18 protein-coding genes are annotated in these 21,499 nt (G+C 43.4%); 8 read left to right on the top strand and 10 right to left on the bottom strand.

What is annotated here, in order from left to right; translation table 11 throughout:
- Positions 1–18: 18 nt before the first annotated feature.
- Complete coding sequence (tagH, locus tag ACSF8X_RS16540; protein ID WP_500851697.1) at positions 19–1,482, bottom strand: type VI secretion system-associated FHA domain protein TagH; 1,464 nt, start codon at positions 1,480–1,482, stop codon at positions 19–21.
- A 361-nt stretch (positions 1,483–1,843) separates the two neighbouring features.
- On the opposite strand from tagH, the gene ACSF8X_RS16535 reads away from it, so the two are divergent.
- The 4 genes from ACSF8X_RS16535 to ACSF8X_RS16520 all read left to right on the top strand — a co-directional run bounded on the left by ACSF8X_RS16535 (position 1,844) and on the right by ACSF8X_RS16520 (position 6,781).
- A complete protein-coding gene (locus ACSF8X_RS16535) occupies positions 1,844–3,928 on the top strand; it encodes a serine/threonine-protein kinase (protein ID WP_500851696.1) in 2,085 nt (694 codons plus the stop codon).
- Positions 3,929–3,994: 66 nt separating this feature from the next.
- Positions 3,995–4,345 carry a hypothetical protein gene (locus ACSF8X_RS16530; protein WP_157037899.1) on the top strand — a complete coding sequence of 117 codons (351 nt, stop codon included), beginning with the start codon at positions 3,995–3,997 and terminating at the stop codon, positions 4,343–4,345.
- A gap of 456 nt (positions 4,346–4,801) precedes the next feature.
- The gene (locus ACSF8X_RS16525) at positions 4,802–5,368 is read left to right on the top strand and encodes a YadA C-terminal domain-containing protein (protein ID WP_053062546.1); all 567 of its coding nucleotides are present in this window, start codon (positions 4,802–4,804) and stop codon (positions 5,366–5,368) included.
- Between the two features lie 171 nt (positions 5,369–5,539).
- Entirely contained in the window at positions 5,540–6,781 is a 1,242-nt protein-coding gene (locus tag ACSF8X_RS16520) for a leucine-rich repeat-containing protein kinase family protein (RefSeq protein WP_500851695.1), read from the top strand.
- 157 nt (positions 6,782–6,938) lie between these two features.
- On the opposite strand, the gene ACSF8X_RS16515 is transcribed toward ACSF8X_RS16520, so the two are convergent.
- Complete coding sequence (locus ACSF8X_RS16515; RefSeq protein WP_047880313.1) at positions 6,939–7,373, bottom strand: universal stress protein; 435 nt, start codon at positions 7,371–7,373, stop codon at positions 6,939–6,941.
- Between the two features lie 215 nt (positions 7,374–7,588).
- On the opposite strand from ACSF8X_RS16515, the gene ACSF8X_RS16510 reads away from it, so the two are divergent.
- Complete coding sequence (locus ACSF8X_RS16510) at positions 7,589–8,416, top strand: bestrophin-like domain (RefSeq protein ID WP_047880312.1); 828 nt, start codon at positions 7,589–7,591, stop codon at positions 8,414–8,416.
- Here the strand turns inward: ACSF8X_RS16510 and ACSF8X_RS16505 are convergent.
- The 8 genes from ACSF8X_RS16505 to ACSF8X_RS16470 all read right to left on the bottom strand — a co-directional run bounded on the left by ACSF8X_RS16505 (position 8,394) and on the right by ACSF8X_RS16470 (position 16,272).
- Positions 8,394–9,245 carry a (2Fe-2S)-binding protein gene (locus ACSF8X_RS16505; protein ID WP_500851694.1) on the bottom strand — a complete coding sequence of 284 codons (852 nt, stop codon included), beginning with the start codon at positions 9,243–9,245 and terminating at the stop codon, positions 8,394–8,396. The two genes, ACSF8X_RS16510 and ACSF8X_RS16505, sit on opposite strands and share 23 nt — an antisense overlap.
- 735 nt (positions 9,246–9,980) lie before the next feature.
- Positions 9,981–10,277: a hypothetical protein gene (locus ACSF8X_RS16500; protein WP_500851693.1), complete on the bottom strand. Its 297-nt coding sequence runs from the start codon at positions 10,275–10,277 to the stop codon at positions 9,981–9,983.
- Between the two features lie 103 nt (positions 10,278–10,380).
- Positions 10,381–11,832 (bottom strand): bifunctional 2-methylcitrate dehydratase/aconitate hydratase, encoded by a 1,452-nt coding sequence (locus ACSF8X_RS16495; protein ID WP_500851692.1) that lies wholly within the window; start codon positions 11,830–11,832, stop codon positions 10,381–10,383.
- A gap of 88 nt (positions 11,833–11,920) precedes the next feature.
- Positions 11,921–12,781 (bottom strand): methylisocitrate lyase, encoded by an 861-nt coding sequence (gene prpB / locus ACSF8X_RS16490; protein WP_500851691.1) that lies wholly within the window; start codon positions 12,779–12,781, stop codon positions 11,921–11,923.
- Positions 12,782–12,917: 136 nt separating this feature from the next.
- On the bottom strand, positions 12,918–13,814 hold the full coding sequence (locus ACSF8X_RS16485; protein WP_047880307.1) for a DMT family transporter: 897 nt from the start codon (positions 13,812–13,814) through the stop codon (positions 12,918–12,920).
- 261 nt (positions 13,815–14,075) lie between these two features.
- Positions 14,076–14,531, bottom strand: coding sequence for a hypothetical protein (locus ACSF8X_RS16480; RefSeq protein ID WP_500851690.1), 456 nt, complete (start codon positions 14,529–14,531; stop codon positions 14,076–14,078).
- 224 nt (positions 14,532–14,755) lie between these two features.
- Positions 14,756–15,304 carry a 3'-5' exonuclease gene (locus tag ACSF8X_RS16475; RefSeq protein WP_047880305.1) on the bottom strand — a complete coding sequence of 183 codons (549 nt, stop codon included), beginning with the start codon at positions 15,302–15,304 and terminating at the stop codon, positions 14,756–14,758.
- 122 nt (positions 15,305–15,426) lie between these two features.
- Entirely contained in the window at positions 15,427–16,272 is an 846-nt protein-coding gene (locus ACSF8X_RS16470; protein ID WP_500852156.1) for a mechanosensitive ion channel family protein, read from the bottom strand.
- Between the two features lie 363 nt (positions 16,273–16,635).
- On the opposite strand from ACSF8X_RS16470, the gene ACSF8X_RS16465 reads away from it, so the two are divergent.
- From ACSF8X_RS16465 to ACSF8X_RS16455, 3 genes are all read left to right on the top strand, one after another.
- Positions 16,636–18,069: a hypothetical protein gene (locus ACSF8X_RS16465; RefSeq protein ID WP_500851689.1), complete on the top strand. Its 1,434-nt coding sequence runs from the start codon at positions 16,636–16,638 to the stop codon at positions 18,067–18,069.
- A 428-nt stretch (positions 18,070–18,497) separates the two neighbouring features.
- Entirely contained in the window at positions 18,498–19,604 is a 1,107-nt protein-coding gene (locus tag ACSF8X_RS16460) for an SAVED domain-containing protein (RefSeq protein ID WP_500851688.1), read from the top strand.
- Positions 19,605–19,617: 13 nt separating this feature from the next.
- On the top strand, positions 19,618–20,982 hold the full coding sequence (locus ACSF8X_RS16455; protein WP_500851687.1) for an SMODS domain-containing nucleotidyltransferase: 1,365 nt from the start codon (positions 19,618–19,620) through the stop codon (positions 20,980–20,982).
- The last annotated feature ends 517 nt before the right edge of the window (positions 20,983–21,499 follow it).

Raw genomic sequence — 21,499 nt, 5'->3', positions numbered from 1 at the left:
CGTAATACCATTTCGACTTTACCCCTTAACTTTGTGAGACTTTAAATGGGCCTCATAGGCTTTAACAAAATCATCCAAATAAAATGATTGGCTTGCGCTTTGTAAATCTTCATTTAATCGCTGGTACATCGCTTCATAATTAGCCCAATTCTGGGCCTTAGAACGTGCAGGGTTCAAACGCCCCCAAAAGGCTTGTTCTTCCGTTTTCATTGCGATTGATTCAGGGGCAAGGAGCTTCATCATACCGCTTACCGTACCATCAAGCCCCGCTAACAACGCTTGCTCATGGCTATCTAGATCAGAAAATGCTTCTTTTATCGCCCTACCCGCAGGTAAAAAACTGGCACTTTTACGATTAAATAAGTTATGAATGGCATCCTCAAGAGAAGCAGAGAACTTCAGCGGATTATTTTCTTGACGTTTAAAAAGAGTTTGATTTAAACGGTTACTTTGTTTGAATTCAGTCCGATGATGTAAGGCATCCATCAAACCAGTCATTAAATATTGCATAGAAGTGCCTAGCTCAAACCACCACCGCTCATCATGCTCGGAAGGAACCATCGTATTGCTGATCCCCAAACCCTGAATAAAAGCCTGAATAGCTTGTTCTGAAGTATTCGAACTCAATGTTGTCATAGATGCTACAGGCTGACTTGCAGGAGAATCTTTAATCTTAATTTCGTCAGTTCGTTGTTGACTTCCATTTCGGGAACCTACAACTTCACTCGAAATAGCTGCTGGTTCAGAGACTTCTGTGGCTTGTGGCTGAATATTAGACGTTGGCTCAACAAGTAAATTAGCACTCCAGTTTTCAGGGATTGCCAACTCTTCATTGTGATGAGAATGAACACTCCTTGGAGCAATAAAGCTATCTTCAATATTGCTAGAAGTAATAACTGATGGGGCGTCCGTCTCTGATGACGCAGATACATTAGATGCCAGCGTATCAATCTCTGCCTCTTCCTGTTGGTTTACAGGCGTTGCCATCGGAGTAGGATCTAATTGACGGGTAGAAATACCAAAGTCCCATTCTTCAGGTACAATTGGGCTACTTTTACTATTGGATTCATTTTTTTCTATCCCTCTATGATCATTGAATAAATCGCTATCCTCTGAAAGAACGTCTCCATTTAGGGTTCCACTTTCTCTAATTGATACTTCAAACTCATATTCACCAAATGCAAAAAAATCACCATCCCTAAATGTATGTGAGCTATCCTTTCCCAATGGAGTAACGGAGCGATTTATAAACACACCATTAGTTGATATATCGGTAATAGTAAACCCATGAGATCCACAATCAATTCGTGCATGCATACTGGAAATAACACGCTCATGATCAGGTAAACACCAGTCACACTGCGGAGATCGGCCAATAATATACCCTTTTGGCATATCATGCTCATGCATTAAAAATGATTTTTCTACTTCTAAGTCAGACGTAAAGCGGTGGTAACTCACGATTGAGAGTGTTAATTCCATAACCAACATAATCCATTTTGCGATTTATATACCTAGAGAAATACCAATAAACCCGCCTTGAAACACAACAAAATAAGTAAGCCCAATAAAATAATAATGAAACACTCAATAAGCTCACATGCCGCGTATAATTAGGGCAAGAGTATGTTAAAAATACAACTCTAAAATATCAATAAAAAAACGATATCCAGAATTAAATTCTCCAGCTCACATCATGGAAATGACAAGATTTCTTTGCATTTGATGCTAATATTTTTGTGACTGACCGCAATCTCGTCTTCTTACTCTATATTTCATACAAAAATCTTGGTACTTAAGCATTGTCATTGCAACGTTATTGATAGTTGGAGTTAAAATCTGAATGGACGACCATAAACATAACCAATCCAAACACTCTTCTGAAAACAATTCGGATTCGGTCAACCAGCATGAAAGTGACTTGGAATCTTCAGATAAAACGCTACTTAAAATACCGTCAGATCATACTGAGCCCCATCTCGATGCTGAATTGAACGCAAAAGCTTCGCATTCTGACATTAACGGTATTGAAGGCAAAATCATCAAAGGTCGATACAAGATTGAAGCCCTCATCGGTCATGGTGGTATGTGCAATGTTTATCGGGCTACTGACCTACTTCTCCAGGCGGCTGGTTCAAACTCCGCTACCGTAGCTATCAAGCTTCTTCAGGAGGAATTTCTCAATCAACCTGATGCAGCTAAGAGTCTAATCAGAGAAGCACAGAAAACCCAACAACTTAGCCATCCTAATATTATCCGAGTGTATAACTTTGGCGTTGAAAAAAATGCACATTATTTAGTGATGGAATATATTGATGGTGAAACTCTTGAAGAAGTCATTCAACGCTCACGGCCAAGTGGACTGAGCTTCAGCAAAGCCATGAGTATCCTCAATCAAGTGATTTCTGCGCTAACTTACGCTCACGAGCAAGGTGTTATTCACGCTGATTTAAAACCCAGCAACATCATGCTCACCCGTAAAGGTGAAATAAAGATTTTTGATTTTGGTGTATCAAGAGCTTTGAAACTCAATGCAGATTACTATGCAGCAGAAATACAAGACGAAACTAATGCCTTGAGTGGATATACGCCAACCTACGCATCACCAAATTTACTTCTCGGCGAAAAACCAGAGCTCAAAGATGACATTTTTGCATTTAGCTGTATTGCCTATGAACTACTCACTAGCCTCCACCCATTCCAACGTAAGCCTGCTGACAAAGCACAAAAAGAAAATATGTCAGCAAGCAAACCAAAACACCTAAATAGCCAACAATGGCGTACACTTCGCTGCGGTCTTGAGTTTCAGGCAGCAAAGCGAATCAACAGTTTTCCTGAATTTCATCAAAAACTTCACAAACGTACATGGCCTGTGGTTACCTCACTGGTTAGCGCATGCTGCCTTGCCGGCGTAGTTGGCTATGGTTTCTGGCAAAAAAATATCGAAATTACTCAATTACAAACAAAACTTACTCATATTGAGCAAGGGTTACTAGCAGATAATCAACTATCTCAGCTTCCTGCCTCAGAGCTAATAAATACTATAGCTTTGCTGCCTGAAGAAAAAACAATACTTAAAGAAGGCCTATTACGCTATCAACAACCTCAGATTCTCGCATTATATGAAAAACGTATTAATGCCATACTTAATCAGCGTGATAGCCGGTTTCCTAATTATTATGCTGTTGAGCAGGAACTCATCTCTGCTCAATCTCTCTATCCTGATTCACAGCAACTGAGTACTCTTTCTGAAAGCATTACGCAAAGTTGGCAATCAACCATTGATATGCTTGAGGATAGACTTAATAAACTTCTAGAAAAAGGTCTCTATTTCCCTCAAGAAAATGGCGATGATATTGAATTACTATTAAGTGATTTACGTTCGCTAAACAAAGACTACATTGTAGATCCTAGTCAAGAAGCTCAAAAAATTTATACCACCACTCTTAACCGTGCCACTGACTCTCTTAATTCAGCAAAAATAGATTACCTTCTTGGGGTAGGTAGGACATTCTTCTCTGATAGCGAACAGCAAAAAGAATTGCTTGCATCCGCGAGTGCCTTAAAAAAATCAATACAGAAAATGGATGACTACCATACCACTGTTGAAAAAGATGAAACAACACCATATCCATACGAAGCGGCCACAGTTTTCTATAACAACCAATTTAAACAGTTTGACAATATCCTCAAAAAAATCACGACTACAAGAAGACTGGCGAAACTAAACAAAGAAGTTAATACGCTAGCAAAATCATTACCGGAAGATTTTTCACCTCTGGTTCAAATTCGTCTTTCAATGGCAAGCCGGTACCTTAAGTTTTCTGACAGCTTCTTACGTTTAGGAAAAAGACGCTCAGCTAATGAAGCTATGAAAGAAGCTAACGAGCTATTTGCTCAAGTTGAAAATGCAAAAAAAATAAACTGACCACTTTATTAAATAAAAAAAGATAAAAATCAGTCATATAAAGCACAAATGGTAAGGACGCTGAGTGTGAATATTGAACATGCGTTTGCTAATGCAAAATCTAACCAGACATTGCTGGTTAGTCCTGTAGGTTTATGTTTTGTTATCACTCCGGCAAGTCGCCCTCTTGAGGGCGACCCTAACCTTGCCAAAACGCAATTCAGAAATAAATATTGGGCAAGACATCTGCTGATATCACATTCCAACCGATGGGGTTATCGCTTCGACCTACTCAAACTCTATCATCAACTTCATCCAACACCTTTGCAAAATCATAGAACACGGGAAGATATGGTTAACGAGCTCAGCGAACGTATCGCTCATGGTGAATTTCTTGTCTATAGTGTGCATAACTTTATATCCCCACCTTTGATGTGACCAATGCTAATGTTCCTATAACCAGTACCATAACAAATACTGTTAATTAAGAGAGGACAGCCTGTTTCTAAGCTATTCGTGAATTCAGGCTCAACGCTCACATGCATCTCTTCGGTTCCCACCATTCTTAAAGCTGACGATGAACGGATGGTAAAGGAAGAAACTTTACTTTCCCCACATCTCATCAGTGAGTCCGCAAGATTTGAGTTGCTAACATCATCATAGTCAGTGCGGACTTTTAATGACTTTGGTACTAATTATAATTCCACCACTATTACCGACTTAGATAAGTGCTTCGCCACATAACCAAGAGCCATAAACTGCGCTTATAACAATTATCAACAGCACTAATTAGTTTAATTAAAAGGCATTTTTTACACTGGGCTCATTCAAGGGATAGCTCAAAACCACCGCTACCCGTAGAAGTTTATTCGCAATCTCGCCAAGAGGCCCTTTATGAAAAAGTCGATATTGTCCGCAACAATTATTCTAAGCCTATCTGCCACGGCATTACATGCCAATGCATCTAGCACGCCAGATTCAGGCGTACTGCCACCGCTTGATCGCCCGCAACCCGATTTACCCGCAGATCGACCTGAACCAACCGATCCTAATTTTGGTCTCCAACCACCATTGGATCGTCCACAACCAGATAATTCAATACCGGATCGCCCCGAGCCTGTAGATCCTAGCTTTGGCGTCACGCCAAAGTCTGACTCTGACCGCATAAACGCCTTAGAAACAGCATTTGAAAAACAAGTCAAAGAACACAATGAACAAATGGATGGTATCCGCGCGAGCTTTCATGCCGTTACCAACGCCCGACCATTTGTCACCGATGGTGAATTTGCAATCGGCGCAGGCGTCGGGTTTGCTGGCAGCAAAGAAGCGCTTGCCGTTGGCGGAGCATATGGTTTCAATAACCAATGGAGTGTGTCCGGTACCTTCCATTATGAAAATGCCGGTACATATTCAAGCTCAGAGGTTGCTGGGGGTGTCGGCGTTCAATATAAATTCAAATAACATATTCGGTATCGAATAGTTAGCCTTGCCAAGGATGGCATGCCATCAAGCAAAAACACGGAACAATACTCAAAAGAAGTCGCCCAACGATAAAATTGAATTTGGGTGTCAGCCGAGATTTTCAGTACACTACCCGCCGTTTTGTACCACACTCACCTCGGGTTGCTCATTTTGCAGACACTTTCGCAACTAAAATCTGGCGAACTCGCCGGCATTACGCGCTTAAAATTATCTGAAGACTTAACGTCATTCCCCCTAGAGATCCTGTCTCTGGCTGATAGCCTAGAAATTCTTGATTTGTCAGACAACCGATTATCCGAATTACCTGATGAATTCTCACAACTGAAAAAACTAAAAATTTTCTTTGCATCCAACAACGTGTTCGAAGCCTTACCGGAAGTCCTCGGGCGCTGCCCTGACTTAGAGATGGTCGGGTTGAAATCAAACAAGATCAAACATGTTCCAGCTCAGTCATTACCAATCCGGCTTCGTTGGCTGATCTTAACCGATAACCAGATTGAAACCCTGCCTGACTCACTGGGTGAGCGCCCTCGCCTACAAAAACTGGCACTAGCAGGCAATCGCCTGACACACCTACCGAAAACATTGGATCAACTGAATAACCTCGAGTTAGTGCGGATCTCCGCAAACAACCTCATCCAATGTCCAGACCAATTACTGGGGCTGCCGAAACTTGCGTGGTTCGCGTTTTCAGGTAACCCGTTTTGCCAATCAAGCACCAAGGTTCAAACCGTCCCTTGTGTCCCATCCACCAGCTTCACACTGCAGCATGTACTTGGCCAAGGGGCTTCGGGCGTTATTTCAAAAGCGATCTGGAATCAACCGCAAGCCAACCTGCCGACTGAAATTGCAGTAAAAGTATTTAAAGGAGAAGTGACGAGTGACGGCTACCCTGAAGACGAGCTGCAAGCCTGCTTGAAAGTCGGTCATCATCCCAACTTGGTGCAATCTTTAGCTCAAGTGAATGAAGAGGGGTACTTAGCCTTAATCATGAACTTGATCCCGAACCATTACCGTAATTTAGGCCTGCCACCAACCTTCAGCACCTGTACCCGTGACACGTTTCCTGCGAACTTTACCTTGTCGATTGAACACATAGAGAAAATCGTTGTTCAGATGCAGGATGTTTTTGCGCATTTACATGAGAATAAAGTCTGCCACGGCGATCTCTATGCCCATAACACCTTATTTGACGATGAGGCTAATATCATCTTCGGCGACTTTGGTGCGGCCACCATGTATCACATGCTCACTGAAGAGCAACAACAAAAAATCATGGCTATCGAGCGTCGGGCCCTTCATTATTTCATTGATGATTTGCTGAATATTTGTATCGCCAACGACCAAAAGAGCGATACGTACAAGCAGCTTCAACAATTAATCACGAGATAATCTCAATAACTGGTACCTTGGGCCTTGGCAAAAATACCTACCCTTTCGGCACGCCCGTATACCTATTGGCCCAAACCAGAAGATATGATGATTCGAACCATTATAGCTTCACGCAAACAAATATCAGGAGGCCACTTAGAGATCAGTGGTCCTCTGGCTATGATTCTCTCAACCGCAAAAACAATATGTCACACGGCATTTTCCGTAACAGCGGCTCGCTCGGAGAAAGCACCAACTGCCGGAACAAATTGGATTTATGGTGCCCCAAGACTAACAGATCAACATCAAATTCCTCGATGGCCTTGATGATCTGATCCTCAACGTAACCGGCATAGAAAATGTGCTTATAAATGGGGTAATCCGCCTCTTTGAGCAAGCCACACATGGCCTGTACGGATGCGCTCAGGATCTCATCCCCCTCCGCCTCCAAATCAAATTCCCTCACCCCCTCATACAAATCCGTAAAATCAGGATCGATATGAATAACACTGAACAGTGCATGATTAACTCGGGACTGCTCTGCGGCTTTCTTCACCAAGTATTCAGCATCATCATCAAAATTTACGGCCAACAGAACGTGCTTGTATCCCATGACGGTATTCTCCACCCACAGCTACTATGCAAAGCCTAGACGAATATACCTAAGTTATCTTCAGGTGAAGGGCCCTCTCTTCGGGGTAACTGTTTTGGCACCATTGAAACGCCATTAGTTTTCCCTCCATGAGTCTTAGAAACGCAACACTCCAATCACTCTATACTGAAATTGAAGGCGACATTCACCTATAGCCAACAAGCCGGGCCGTAAATATGTATCAAGAAACCTTCTTGGATTCTCTCTCCATCTATCTCATTCTCGTACTGATATTCTGTGCGATTGCCATAATGTTCGAGATAGGCTACCAATTGGCGATTCGCTTCCCTTCCAAACAAATCAGCCACTCTATCGGCCCAATGGCTACCGGACTTGCCAGCCTACTGGCCTTTATCCTTGCTATCACCTTTAGTATGGCGGCGACAAAATCAGCCGATCGCAAAGCACTGGTACTCGAAGAAGCGAATATCATTGGCACCACCATTTTACGGTCTTCACTATTGGCAGAGCCCTTTAGGGAACGCAGCCGAACACTGCTCAGGGAATATGTCACCATCCGAGTGGTGGAGGATAAAGAAACACGCAAGAAGGTCGTTAACCAAGTCATAAAACGCAGCGAACACTTACAATTAGAATTGTGGCGTCAGGCTATCGCCTCACATGAAACAACCTCGCCTGAATTATTGCTGCTCTATATCAACTCACTCAATGAACTTATCGATATCCATGCCGAAAGAGCCAACAAAGGCATCCGCGGCAGGATCCCCGCCAGTATCTGGTTCACTCTGGGGCTGCTCACCTTCTTAACCATCGCCTTAAACGGTATTCAAGTCGGGGCCGAAAACAAAGGCAGGGCTCTGGTTGCTGCACTCCCTTTTGCGCTTGCGTTTTCTTTGGTATTAACATTGATTGTCGAGCTGGATCGCCCAACACGCAGCATTATCGAAATCAGCCAGCAACCGCTTATTGATCTAAGAGATGGCCTGGACAAAGTGCTCTATCCAGACCAATCTACCTTGCTTAACCCTGGGCCAGCTCAGTAGGCACCTTCGTTTGGTAAGACGCGAGCTGCTCAGCGGCATCCGTAAGCTGGCAAGTGCCGCAATTCTTTTTGCCTGCTAATTTGTATTTCAGGCAGCAGGTTTCGCGACGAACATAGTATATCGCTCGATTACACTGAGTAGCCTGAGTAACCGTATTCAGCGCTGCTGCGGCAGGCAATACGGTTTTCAACCAATTATCGGCAACGGGCAGTAAGCGGGCTAACTGATCACGGTCATACCCTTTCTCGGTCAATTTCGCAAACACCGTACCGAGCGCATAGCCAACACTGCCAACAAAAAGCTGCCGACCAATATTGTTACGCTTGAACTCAGGCTCAAGGTAAGACAACAGACCCGTAAGGATCTCGGCCAGACAACGATCAAGTTCAGCCTCATTGGCAACCACCAATGCTTGCGGCTCCTCTGCCATACTATCATCTGCCAAACAGTAAAATGGCTGGCTATCGAGTATCGATAGCTGCTTGACCTTACCCTCAGCATTAATATCGACAATAATCGCATCTTCCGTCAACGCTGGCACACGGTTAAATTTAAGCCTCAATGCTGCCAGCCCGGTAAATAAGTGAGCGTTAAAACTTTTTAGCCATAGCGAGGCCCCTACGGAATGCCGAACATCCTTCGCATTACAAAATGATTCTATGGCCGGATCAAGCTTGCTGGGGATCCACTGGGACAACGTCGTCCCCCCGGCGGCAGTTTGCAAACGAAGGAAGGGCAGGCACTGATGGAGCCAGTCAAACTGGGCAGCCAAGGTATTCTGCACGGGCTGGCCTGGCCAAAGATCGGCCATATACTGAGAAACTGTCATGGAAGCTGCCTTCATACACTAAATCTGAGATATCGACTCAGCATTCCCTGCCAAATACACATACCCAAATTACCTCAAGATGCCAAACTCAGTCTGCTTTCAGCACATTGATTCAACAAATGGGTGAAGGAAAGACATTTCCATTCACATTGAGGTGTTTGAATATTATTTGTCCTTAAAACGGCGATAATTGTATACCCAGATCCCTGCTGAAGCGAAAAGGTATCCGTATCTCAATGGTGATAATTGTTTGACCGCTCATCTAAATACCACAGGCAATAATCCTATTTGTATCAAATTCATAGGAAATAACGCCATGTAAAGGATAACATTACTGTCTTTTTCGAAGATTTGGTCGCATTTCAACCTCGTATTAAATAATTAGCTTCGTTCTCACCCATTAAATATGAAGCATGTCGCATAATGTAATCTTTACACCTGAGTTTTCCACTCTATGCATACATTCTTCATATCCATTACGTTATATTCCAACCTGTTGGTGCCCAACTTCACATATCAGTGCAAGTTGGCTATTTTCAACCACAATGCAACGTTGGTAAAAAACGTGCAAGGAATGCATGAGGTCATTACGATGAGTAAGGACGCCAAATTGGTTAGGAAAAAGTTAAAAGAGCGGAGTCAGTCCGCCATTAGCAAAGCTAAACTCTCCTTTTTGAAGGAATACACAAAAGCCGCATAACGCGGCTTTTTTCATACGGCTTCGGCTAGATTAGCCTACGGCTCGGCTGGAATCGTCATATGCCCCAATACAACCCGATTCTGAGTCGGGAACATCTTCTGTTCGTATTCATCACGACTGTTCAGTTCTTGAGGCTGCTTCTCTGCCACTCTTCGCGTACTCGGAGTTTCATCCGGATAAACACTCTCAGATGAATCAGCCATACTTTTCCTTGCAGGTGGATCATAAACCGGCGTGTTGGCATAACGAGCCGTTGAGTCATCAAACAACGACCATTTATCAACAACCAAAGCCAATAGAGCGACAAAACACACCACGAGATTGAGTTGCATGCGACCTCCCTTTTTGCATGACAATCTCATGTATCTTTAGCTCAGTTCATAAATATGATCAACGTCACAGAAAAGTCACTCGTACTCCGCACTTGCTCTATATCTAATTTATCATCCACAAATCCATAAATTCATGGACGGACATGGCTTCAAGTGCTGACTGATTAGTACATGATCGTAAAATACGCTCACATTGAGATTGTGGAAAACGCGTCAACAAACTATCCCTGAACTTGCCTTCAAGAACCGGCATTCCCTCCTCTCTGCGACGACGGTGGCCGATAGGATATTCAACCGCAATTTTATCTGTTGCGGTACCATCATCAAAATAGACTTGGACAGCATTGGCAATCGATCGCTTATCTGGATCAAGATAGTCAATACTATAGCCTTCGTCCTCAACAACCTCCATCTTCGCTCTCAAGGCGTCAATTCGGGGATCAGCGTAATGAAACGAATCTTCATAATGCTCAGCTGCCAGCGTACCGTACAACAAAGGCACAGCCACCATATATTGCAAACAATGGTCTCTGTCGGCGGGGTTCGCTAAAGGGCCCGACTTAGAAATGATCCGAATGGCCGATTCATGGGTGGTGATCACGATCCGTGATATACGATCCCACCGCTCTTGAACATAGGCCGAAAGTGTTACCGCACATTCCACTGCGGTTTGAGCATGAAACTCTGCCGGGTAAGATAGCTTAAACAACACATTTTCCATCACATAACTATTGAAGGTTTGGCTTAATTTCAACGGTTCACCATTAAACAGCACATCACTAAATCCCCATTTGTCTGCACTCAGCACCGATGGCAGCCCCATCTCTCCCTTCATAGTGACCATCGCCAGCCGCACAGCCCGTGATGTGGCATCTCCCGCCGCCCACGATTTACGAGAACCGGCATTGGGCGCATGGCGATAGGTTCGCAAGGCACAACCATCAACCCATGCCTGAGAGAGCGCATCAATGACTTGATCCCGATTGCCTCCCAGCATCTTGGTTAGTACTGCCGTTGATGCAACCCGCACCAGCAAGACATGATCCAACCCGACACGGTTAAAACTGTTCTCAAGAGCCAGAACACCTTGGATCTCATGGGCCTTTATCATCGCCGTCAGCACATCACGCATTGTCAGTGGCGGTTTACCCTGCGACACGGCCACCCGACTAAGGTAATCAGCGACAGCGAGGATCCCGCCAAGGTTATCCGACGGGTGCCCCCACTCTGCCGCCAGCCAGGTATCATTGAAATCCAACCAGCGGATCATGCAGCCGATATTAAACGCGGCAGTTACCGGATCCAATTCATGTGATGTTCCCGGCACCCTTGCCCCATTAACCACTGTTGTGCCGGGGACAATAGGACCCAAATGCTTAGTACACTCAGGAAAACGCAAAGCCAGCATTCCGCAACCTAACGTATCCATCAGACAGTAACGGGCCGTTTGGTATGCAAGCTCAGAGCGGATCTCCGTAGTCATTACATACTCAGCAATTTGCTTTAGCAGCATATCCGGTTGTGGACGTTCGTTAATATCGACATTCCTTTCCATTTAATATTCCTTCTGTAATCCAGTTGGCAGGCGACACCAATAACATGGCGCATCCCCGATGACGTGACGACACTGTAAAACACAGCACTCACCCCTTCTGATCGAGCTTGGCCTCGAACTGGTGGTAATCCAAAAAGCGATATAACTCTTCACGAGTCTGCATCTGTTCAACAACGGCCCGCTGGTGGCCGTCTTGGTGAATATGCTGATACACATTGAGAGCGGCTTTGTTCATTGCCCGAAAGGCCGACAACGGGTAGAGCACCATAGCCACACCAACTTGGGCCAATTCATCGGCAGAAAACAAAGGGGTACGGCCAAACTCAGTAATATTGGCCAAGATAGGAATATCAACGGAATGGGTTAACTGGCGGTATTGATCTAGAGAGGCTAACGCTTCGGGAAACAGCATGTCCGCCCCGGCTTCAACGTAGGCCTGCGCCCGCTCAATCGCAGCCTCCATGCCCTCAACGGCCAGAGCGTCGGTACGCGCCATAATAACGAAGCTATCATCCTGCCTTGCATCAACAGCGGCTTTTATTCGCTCAACCATTTCTTCTTGGCTGACCAGTTCTTTATTTGGTCGATGACCACAACGCTTCTGGCTAACTTGATCTTCAATATGCACAGCTGCGACACCGGCACGCTCCAGCTCGCGTATAGTTCTGGCAATATTCAACTCGCCACCGAATCCGGTATCAATATCTACTAATAGGGGTAACTGACTGGCTGACGTGATCCGTCTTGCATCTTCCACAACATCATTGAGGGTCGTTATGGCTAAATCGGGCAAACCAAACGAGGCATTAGCTACCCCTGCACCTGAAAGATATAGAGCCTGATGGCCGACCCGCTCTGCCATCATCGCACAGTAAGCATTTACTGCGCCGACAATCTGCAACGGTGACTGTTCCGCCACCATCGTTCTGAAACGCTGTCCAGGGCTCATTACGCACTCCTTGCTCATGGCTAGATACATAAAATCTAGTACAGCGCCCTGAAATGGCGGCAATTAATTATCGAGCTATAAAAAAACGGCAGCACAACTTTCGTTGTGCTGCCGTTATCAATACCATCAGCTTCAGTTAGGCAGCTGATGCCAGCTCTTCCTGCTTCGGCAGGATTTTCGGTTTGTGCTGCGCCAGAATAACCCCTGACAAAACCATCAACCCACCGATATAGTGATAGGCCATCAGCTTCTCATGAAGGACGACACTGGCGATCAGCGCAGTAATCACCGGCATTAAATTCATGAAAATTGCCGAGCGATCTGCCCCCAAAGCCTCTATCCCTTTCAGCCAACACCAAGGCGCAATAACCGATGCGGCTAATGCGGCATAAGCAATCAATGGCCAGGACTCTGCGGTAATCGCAACGCGCTCGCTACTGAGCAACATTGGCAACAACATGATTATTGCACATACACCCTGCACATACACAGATTGCCAGTTGCTCAATGGCATCTGCCAACGCTTGAGCAACACACAGTAAAGCGCGTAAACAAACGCGGCAATCAACAACAAACCATCACCTTGGGTGATCCCCTGCTGAGCCAACCGACTGATATCCCCATGACTGAGCATAAACACCAACCCAGAAAGCGACAAAACAGCGCCGACCAGAGCAATGGGCAATAAACGCTGCCCAAGCAACGGAACACTGAGGAACATACTCATAAGGGGAACAAGGGATATAATCAGAGCCATATTGGTCGCCGTGGTCGTCGCCGCCGCGAAATAACCCAAAGACTGGTTCAACACCATCCCCAATAACGCCAAGAAAGCCAGCTTCCCCAAATATGGCTTAATCACATGGCGTTTGCGCCATACTGACGGCAAAACAAACGGAGTCAACACGAGCATGGCGACAAACCAGCGATAAAAGGAAATCGCCCCAGGATCAATCACACTGTAAGACATTTTGTTGACAATGGCGTTTCCTGACCAGATAGCAACTGTCAATAAAGGAAATAAATAGAACATGGTTTGCCTTATTGGTTCGAAATATGTGATGAAAACATCATCCTGCTCATATTCTGACACGTCAGATTACGGATACATATCTCTAAAAAGACACCATGGGTCGATAGTCAGACATCATGATTTAAAATGATACTCGTCACATATCACCAAAGAAGCCTACCACATTGATTTTTATAGATTAAAAAGACTTACCACCGAAATAAACTCCCATTCATTCTCATCAGGAAAGAGTGTATTCCAACGTTACGCCAAATACGTGTTTCAAGCATCACAGATGCATCTCTGCTCGGCCACATTTTCTGCTTTGGGTAACCAGTAGTAAAGATGCTCAAACAGTTCCTGCTCAGTGGGCTTTTTGAAGGAACCATCCAAATATTCTTCCACCTCGGTTAAATGGCCCAACTTCACAATAGGCTGATAGGGTGCATCGTAACGACGCCAGACATCAGAGTGATTCAGATAAAAATTAGCAGCCCGCACAGCTTCGTCAAAGCACTCATGTTCCGAGATCTGTCTTGGCTCGTCCCAGGTTTCACTATCAAGCACGCAGACACTGATCTTGCCGCTTTCAAAGTAATGAAGTTCATCGATGAAAAGTACATTCCACCATCGACGCAATTCGTTCGCCGACCGCTTTTCATTTAACGTATCACCAACGGGGAATCTCTCCTGATACCGCGCATTCTTGATAGGAATGCCACACTTTGTCTTGTCCATAGCCAATATTTTATGATTATTCATTAAAACAGAAATAATATGATACAAATTGAACATGTCAATTTTTCACATTTATTTCACCACTCTAAACATGAATCTTGGTACGACGACAAGTTTTTACAGGAAAAAATGAAATGCCTACGGTTCCAATATCATACGAGATATGACAACCGTAGGCATTTATCACAGGAATAGGCACCACAATGATGCGCGAGCTGACGCGATTACGCTTCTACATCTGGAACGAACAAGGTTTTTGCCAAGCGGGCTAGATTGTACGCATCATCATAGCCAGAGTGCTGCCGCCCTTCCCACTCCAGCCCTGCAATTTTCATCGCGGCACGCTGGCCACAACGCTTGCTCTTAACATGCTTTTGCAATTTGAATACTGTTGCCAGATTCAAAAATTCCTCAAATGGCACCTTGATTTCTTTTTCATCGCATTCCTTGCGCAAAATCAGATCATCACGTCCCCAAGCAGCGTAAATCTTATGACGTCCGCCAAATTTCTGCTCCATCGACTTCATAATAGTCGCCAACGGCTTACCGTTCTTCTCGATAACTTCAGGTTTGATCCCTGTCAGCTCGGTACAAAAAAACGATACTTCATCATTCTCAGGCTTCACGAAATATTGCGCACGGCGCACAATTTCACCGTTTGTCAGATCCAGTTCGGCAACACCCACTTCAATGATCTCACCCGTTCTGGGCTCACGCCCATCATTCCAGCAACACATCTCGAGGTCAAAACAGACAATACGGTTAAAATTCATCTTACTTCCGGAAATCTCAGTTAAACTGGCACGAAGAATAGCATTTCACTGACTGAACACCAAAATGTGCACCATCACCACTTGGCAACTCAAGCCTACATCTCGCAACAAAAAGGCTGATATTACATAAACGGCAATGATGGGCTCATCGCCCCCGTGGCCGCTGACTGGCTGAAAGTTTCATGATAGATCTGCATGAAATCTTCACGGATCAGCTGTTCTAAATGCACCGCCTGCTCGGTCGGGCAGAACAGCATAATGTGCACGACTTGCTCACCGGTTGACGTCGTGGTGATATGAATATGCGGGTCAGAGCCTGGCAGATCGACCCCTGCATGCTTCTCGATCATGCTGTTATAACGCCGGGCGACCTCGATGAACTCCTCACAGTGACCCTCAATCTGCTCTATCAACTCAGGGAATATCAAATACAGGTTAACGAAATCTCGTACTGTGATTGAAAAGTTATGGTAAACATATCGCTTCATAAAATTGAGGTTCTTCACCGGATAGGTAAAAAACATGCTGTTGGGCAATGTCGCCGTCTTACCGGTGAAGTGGTAGTTACCATGGTGCAGGTCTATCTCCTGAATGACCGTTGCCATCATATTGTGCTCGATCACCTCGCCACACAACGACCCCACTTCAATCCAATCCCCAATCCTAAATGACCGGGCACTGGCACGCTGGATAGACCCCGTAAAACACAAAATAATCTCTTTTGAAGCCACCACAATGGCAACGGCAATCGCCGTAAGCGACAGAGCGAATTCGCTGATCTCCGATTGCCACAGGATAAACAACGTCAATACAATCAGGGTGAAGGTGCCATTTTTGGTCAGCGACATCCATTTGCGCTGCTTCTCTGAAACAAAAGCAACGTCGCCACGGATCTGCTTTAATGCAAATTGCCGGATCAGCACAATGGTAAAAATCACCAAAGCACTCAACAAAAGCTTATGGTTCATCAAATATTCAATCACGGGGGTCAGCTGTTCCACTTACTGCATCCTTATCTACTGCTAATTTTGACCGACCTAACTTCCCATACATAGCAACCGAGATCCACCCAAGCTACTTACCGACTCAGAAAAATAAGTTCTCTATCAACAAAATTCGCCCATGATTCAACCATCAGCAAGAATCAATAAGAGCAACAGATGATAGATCCCCAAAAGAACCCATCATCTTGCGATGACTCTTAACGCCTTTTTGTTCCAAGCATAAATATCGCACATGGTCCGGTCGATTTATCACCCATTTGGGTGATTCGAAATAATGGAATATGAAGTAAAACTGAGATGAAGGACATTTTCACTAAGGAGTCGAATATGAATACGTTAAATTATGCTCTATTGCTGATAGTTGTCGCGCTGACTGGATGTGGCGGTGGGGATGATAGTGGTGGAGGTGAAACTACGACAAAGACAATAAATGTTAAGGGCGTTGTTCTCGATGGTCATATTCTCCAAGCCAGAGTCTGCCTAGATAAAAATTTGGACAGTCAATGCACAACAATTGATAACTACACTACGACTCAAGCTGGCGGTGAGTTTAACTTGAAGATTGGTAGTAAAGAGGAAATGGATAAATACCCATTGATCGCTGATGTCAGACAGGCGGAGTCTTCTGATAGTGATTATGAGAATGGTCAGGTACTTTATGACTACGTGCTTAAAGCTGCCGATACGAGTCATGAACAGATAGTTATCTCACCACTATCAACTTATATCCATTTTCGCCAGGCGGTGAGTGGTGAATCGGCAGATAATGTATTAGAACAAACGCTTCAAACACTGCTGCAACACGAATCTTTTAGCTATACTTATACTTCTGCTTCTGAATTGGAATATGACTATATTCCTTTACTACAAGGTAACTTTCTTGATAGTAAAACGGATATTGACCCGCGTGAAGCGAATTTTAACAAAAGGCTGCATAACATTAATGAAGTGCTAGCACGTAAATTACAAGAGTCTCAACTCGCATGGGAAGATAATTTTAACAGCGGTTTATTAAACCTTGAAAATCAAGCTTGGTCTGATAATTCCCATCTGCTGGTCTCTAATTCCACCTCGACAGTTTTTCAAGGCTTTGAAACGATCATAAGTGAAGTGATGCAGTATGATTACTCTAGCTTCAATGCTACATCTGTAAGTGAAAGCATTGGGATTAATTTGCCGACTAAGGATCAGATGAATGAGCTGCTAAGTTACATTATGGCGTCTGAGTCTATGGCTGAAGAGTTTAGTGGTGCGGTATATAAGCATACCCAGAAAGATGCTTACTACCCTACGGATGGTTACTATGTTTTTACTCTGACAAGTCTCTCTTATTATATCGATGATGGTGAGGATTGTTTTTATTCGACAGTACCATTTGACTATCAGCCAGGAATGCTTAGTGAGGAAGAGTTTGTAGCTGAGCTCAATAAGGTATTTACTCCGATGAACTATACTCCGTTGACTAAGGTAGCAACGCCGCCAAGTAATTGCTCTACTTGGTATAATATCCTGGCTGAGATCAATACATCAGAGTCTTTAGAACAAGGCAGTGATGGTGCTATCTATGTTGGTTTTGCGGACAGTGGTCACCAACAGGCCGCCGCCAATTTTGACGCACTACCTCCTATGATAGTGAAAGAAAATCCAGTGGTAACGCCTTCGCTGAGTAGTGGAAATTTCGCTCCAGCGAAACTTAACAATTGTTTTGCTGGAGGGAAAAGATATTCGATGAATCCATGTAAGGCGAGTAACAAAGATTGATGTTAAGTTTGTAATAGTTAGGATTTGTTTATCAGCATTGTGTTTTAACTACGTTGCCCAGTGAAATACTGGGCAGTTTTTTGATGTTTGATCTTCTGTCCTTTGATTTACACATGTGAAAAATACGAGTAATCAGCTTACAGAGAAAGACTTGTTAGTGGCAGCACCGATCAGGCAAACACACTTTTGCCCCAAAGTTGCTTAGACTTTTTACTCATTCACACCCTGTTCATGGGCTTTTGCAATACTAAAAGTTATCCTTTCTTCTCATGCTGTTCGCTGTTAATCCCCGAGATGTAATACGGGGTGAAAGTCTGTACAAACGAATAGATAACCAAATATAAATATGCATATACACATATATCAATGCGCAACATGTGTTTTATAGGTTAGAATCAATTACTTTCTAGATATATAGGACTTGAAGTTTGAAGTGGATAGATAAACTACTTGATTTTGGTTATGTGATTTTTCAGCGCCGACTTTCAGGTTCGCGCTATCTTATGGGCTTAGGAATAAAGCTCTTTACTCTTACGGCTATTGGCTCACTTGCATTTCAGTTTAGCAATGGTGAATACTCATTCGTCATTGATACAGCGTCTGACTCAACATATGAAATTGCGACGTTGGTAGGTGTTTATGTCTCAATAGTAATGATCGTCGTAGGATTCTTCTTTGAAGTTTACTCAATGCTATTTGGTGAGTCAGCCTCAAAGAACAGAGCAAAGAGTATCGATTTAAGAAGCTTAGATGGGGCTGCCGCTCCAACCCTGTGCAGCAGTTTTAGTTCCACAATCGAACCAGCTGGGTTACATGATGACCTTTTCATGTGGAAGTCTAGAAAGCAGACTCTTGAGGACTGGTTAAAAGAATCATGCGCCAAACTTCAGAAGTTTTACGACGAATCACTTCAGAAATTAAATGGCTTTGAACCAAACAAGCCACTCGCTTTAGGAGCTATAGCTCATGTTCCGCATTGCTTTACTTTAGGTTACTTGGTTGGAAATAAGCGTCTGGTAAATTACTACTGCTGGAATCGTGATAACAAGAAGCAGCATAAGGAACGATGGTTAGACTGTCGAGATGCTAGAAGTAGAGGTCAAAAATTAGAGTGCTCAGAAATTATGAAAAAGCCGGAGGTCCTAGATTCTCAGGTAACAAAGCTAGGCATTTCGATAGAAGTCTCTTTTGATAATGACTTAAAGACCTTTTTTGAAGATCTAGAGTTAGATCGCGCTATTGCTTATAGAGTTGAAAGTAGAAAAGTTGGAAATATGTTCTCAGATGTAGAGCAATCAAACTTTGTTGCCTCCCTTAGAACCGAAATAAATAACACCCTTCTTAAGAAGTACCCCTACGTTACTGAAGTTCATTTGACCCTTATGGCTCAAGCCTCGCTCATCATGCGCATAGGGGCGGAGTTTAATCAAAATCACCTTAGTCAACAGATAAACGTACACCACTTCGATGGTGCTGGTTACCCTTGGTCATTACAAATAAACAAAGACCAAGAAATTAGTTATTTAATTAAGTAAGTAAGGAAGCCATGTGAGACATCAAAAAATATTTACTGAATTCCTAACAGGAGTGGTCAATCTCAATCAAGCTCGAATTAACAAGGTTACTACCACTTCGGCGGCTGTTGAGAGGCATGTAAAAGATCACGTTGATTTTAAAGGTATTTTTAGGAGCACTTCGCCTCAGGGGTCATATGGACATAGGACGATTATCAAGCCAGTTAAAAACAAAGAGTTTGACGCTGATATAGTCTTCTTTATGGACGAAAATGATAGTTGGGAGCCTAAAGATTACATAACAAAACTTCATCAGGCTTTTAAGGGGTCAAGTATCTATAAAGATATGGTTCACTACAACACTCGTTGTGTTTATCTTGATTATTCAGGTGATTTTCACATCGATGTTGTTCCATGTATTGTACGAGTAACAGAAACCGTTTTCGGTAATCATACACAATATTTGATTGCGAATAGACACACCAATGAGTTTGAACTTACTGACCCTGAATCATACAAGAAGTGGGTCGCCAACAAGAATTCAGTGGTAGGTAACAACAACCTAATTAAATGTATTCGCCTTATCAAGTATCTTCGTGACATAAAAACTACGTTTTCATGTAAATCAATACTTTTAACCACTCTGATTTGTAATATGGTTCAAGACTACGAATCTAATAGTGATCACTTCAAAGATATTGCTACCACCTTAAAGACAATTTTTACCCGCTTGGATGATTATTTAAGTTATTACGATTCAATGCCAGAAATAGTCAATCCAGTACGAACCGAAGAAACATTTACTCGTCACTGGAATGAAGAAAAGTATAAGATTTTCAAAAAAAAGATCGGCGATTATAGAACTTGGATAGAAGATGCATTTGATGAAACAGATCGAACTGAATCTATTAAAAAATGGCGCCGTGTATTCGGAGATAGTTTTCATTCTGTTACAAAGAAATCAGCCACAGCAGTTACCTATGATGAAATTTTGGACGAAGCAAGTCAGCCTAACTTCCCTATTCCTCCTCACTGCGCGCACCATCGATGGGAAGAAGTGGAGAACGTTGGTAGTATCAACTTAGATGTTGAGTACCGTAATAAAAATAGCGTCAATCCGTTCGCTAGAGCTGTCCAACAAATTATTTTTGGTAAGAACTATTCGCTTAAGTTCACGGTTACAGATGATATTCCTCCCGACTCAGATGTATATTGGCAAATTACTAACACTGGAGAGGAAGCGAGTAGATTAGGTAAATTACGAGGTGGGTTTGAAATCGGTGGAAAAATCAAAGAAGAAACAACCTCTTATAAAGGGAATCACTTCGTAGAGGCATTTGTTGTTAAAGACGAGGTGCTTTTAGCAAGAAGTGGTAAGCTCGTCGTCCCTATCAATTGATAGATATAAGGCTCGCATTAGCGAGCCTTTTCCTTCTAGAACTCGACCAATTCACCGCCAGGCACTCACGTTGACTCCATTTCTTTTCTCCTAAAAGCGGACATTTCTATCTGGGATTGACAGTACGAAGGCGTATAAACTGGAACTATTTTTTACTCTTAGTATTCCTTGTTACTTCTGTTTGACCAAATATAACTATTACCACATTATGTGCTTGGTTGATTATTGTTCTTACTTGTCTGCAATCGAAAGGAAGAAATTGGGTCAGAGTCAGTTAATAATGAGTAGTGGTTAAACGATGGAAAATGTAGTGAATAAGGGAATTTTGGCCTGCTACATGTAGGCTGGTCGCTTGGTTACAATACTAGAAGTAATCCGAAAAATCAGGGCTCTGTATGGTTCATAACTCAGTAATGTCCAAAAGTAAGTTACGTGATGCTGAGTCCAGATTGTATGATTAAGTCACACTACATAATCAACATTGTCAGGTCGTGTATGAGTCAGTACAGATTATTCA

Source organism: Photobacterium panuliri (assembly GCF_059920555.1).
This window is presented reverse-complemented; position numbering and strand designations above follow the sequence as displayed.

What these genes read in the sequence shown, in the direction of transcription:
- ACSF8X_RS16510 (WP_047880312.1), top strand. Translation starts at nt 7,589, where the DNA reads ATGTATCAAGAAACCTTCTTGGATTCTCTCTCCATCTATCTCATTCTC.
- ACSF8X_RS16470 (WP_500852156.1), bottom strand. Translation starts at nt 16,272, where the DNA reads ATGAACCATAAGCTTTTGTTGAGTGCTTTGGTGATTTTTACCATTGTG.
- ACSF8X_RS16495 (WP_500851692.1), bottom strand. Translation starts at nt 11,832, where the DNA reads ATGGAAAGGAATGTCGATATTAACGAACGTCCACAACCGGATATGCTG.
- ACSF8X_RS16465 (WP_500851689.1), top strand. Translation starts at nt 16,636, where the DNA reads ATGAATACGTTAAATTATGCTCTATTGCTGATAGTTGTCGCGCTGACT.
- ACSF8X_RS16480 (WP_500851690.1), bottom strand. Translation starts at nt 14,531, where the DNA reads ATGGACAAGACAAAGTGTGGCATTCCTATCAAGAATGCGCGGTATCAG.
- ACSF8X_RS16515 (WP_047880313.1), bottom strand. Translation starts at nt 7,373, where the DNA reads ATGGGATACAAGCACGTTCTGTTGGCCGTAAATTTTGATGATGATGCT.
- ACSF8X_RS16535 (WP_500851696.1), top strand. Translation starts at nt 1,844, where the DNA reads ATGGACGACCATAAACATAACCAATCCAAACACTCTTCTGAAAACAAT.
- ACSF8X_RS16485 (WP_047880307.1), bottom strand. Translation starts at nt 13,814, where the DNA reads ATGTTCTATTTATTTCCTTTATTGACAGTTGCTATCTGGTCAGGAAAC.
- tagH (WP_500851697.1), bottom strand. Translation starts at nt 1,482, where the DNA reads ATGGAATTAACACTCTCAATCGTGAGTTACCACCGCTTTACGTCTGAC.
- ACSF8X_RS16475 (WP_047880305.1), bottom strand. Translation starts at nt 15,304, where the DNA reads ATGAATTTTAACCGTATTGTCTGTTTTGACCTCGAGATGTGTTGCTGG.
- ACSF8X_RS16500 (WP_500851693.1), bottom strand. Translation starts at nt 10,277, where the DNA reads ATGCAACTCAATCTCGTGGTGTGTTTTGTCGCTCTATTGGCTTTGGTT.
- prpB (WP_500851691.1), bottom strand. Translation starts at nt 12,781, where the DNA reads ATGAGCCCTGGACAGCGTTTCAGAACGATGGTGGCGGAACAGTCACCG.
- ACSF8X_RS16525 (WP_053062546.1), top strand. Translation starts at nt 4,802, where the DNA reads ATGAAAAAGTCGATATTGTCCGCAACAATTATTCTAAGCCTATCTGCC.
- ACSF8X_RS16505 (WP_500851694.1), bottom strand. Translation starts at nt 9,245, where the DNA reads ATGACAGTTTCTCAGTATATGGCCGATCTTTGGCCAGGCCAGCCCGTG.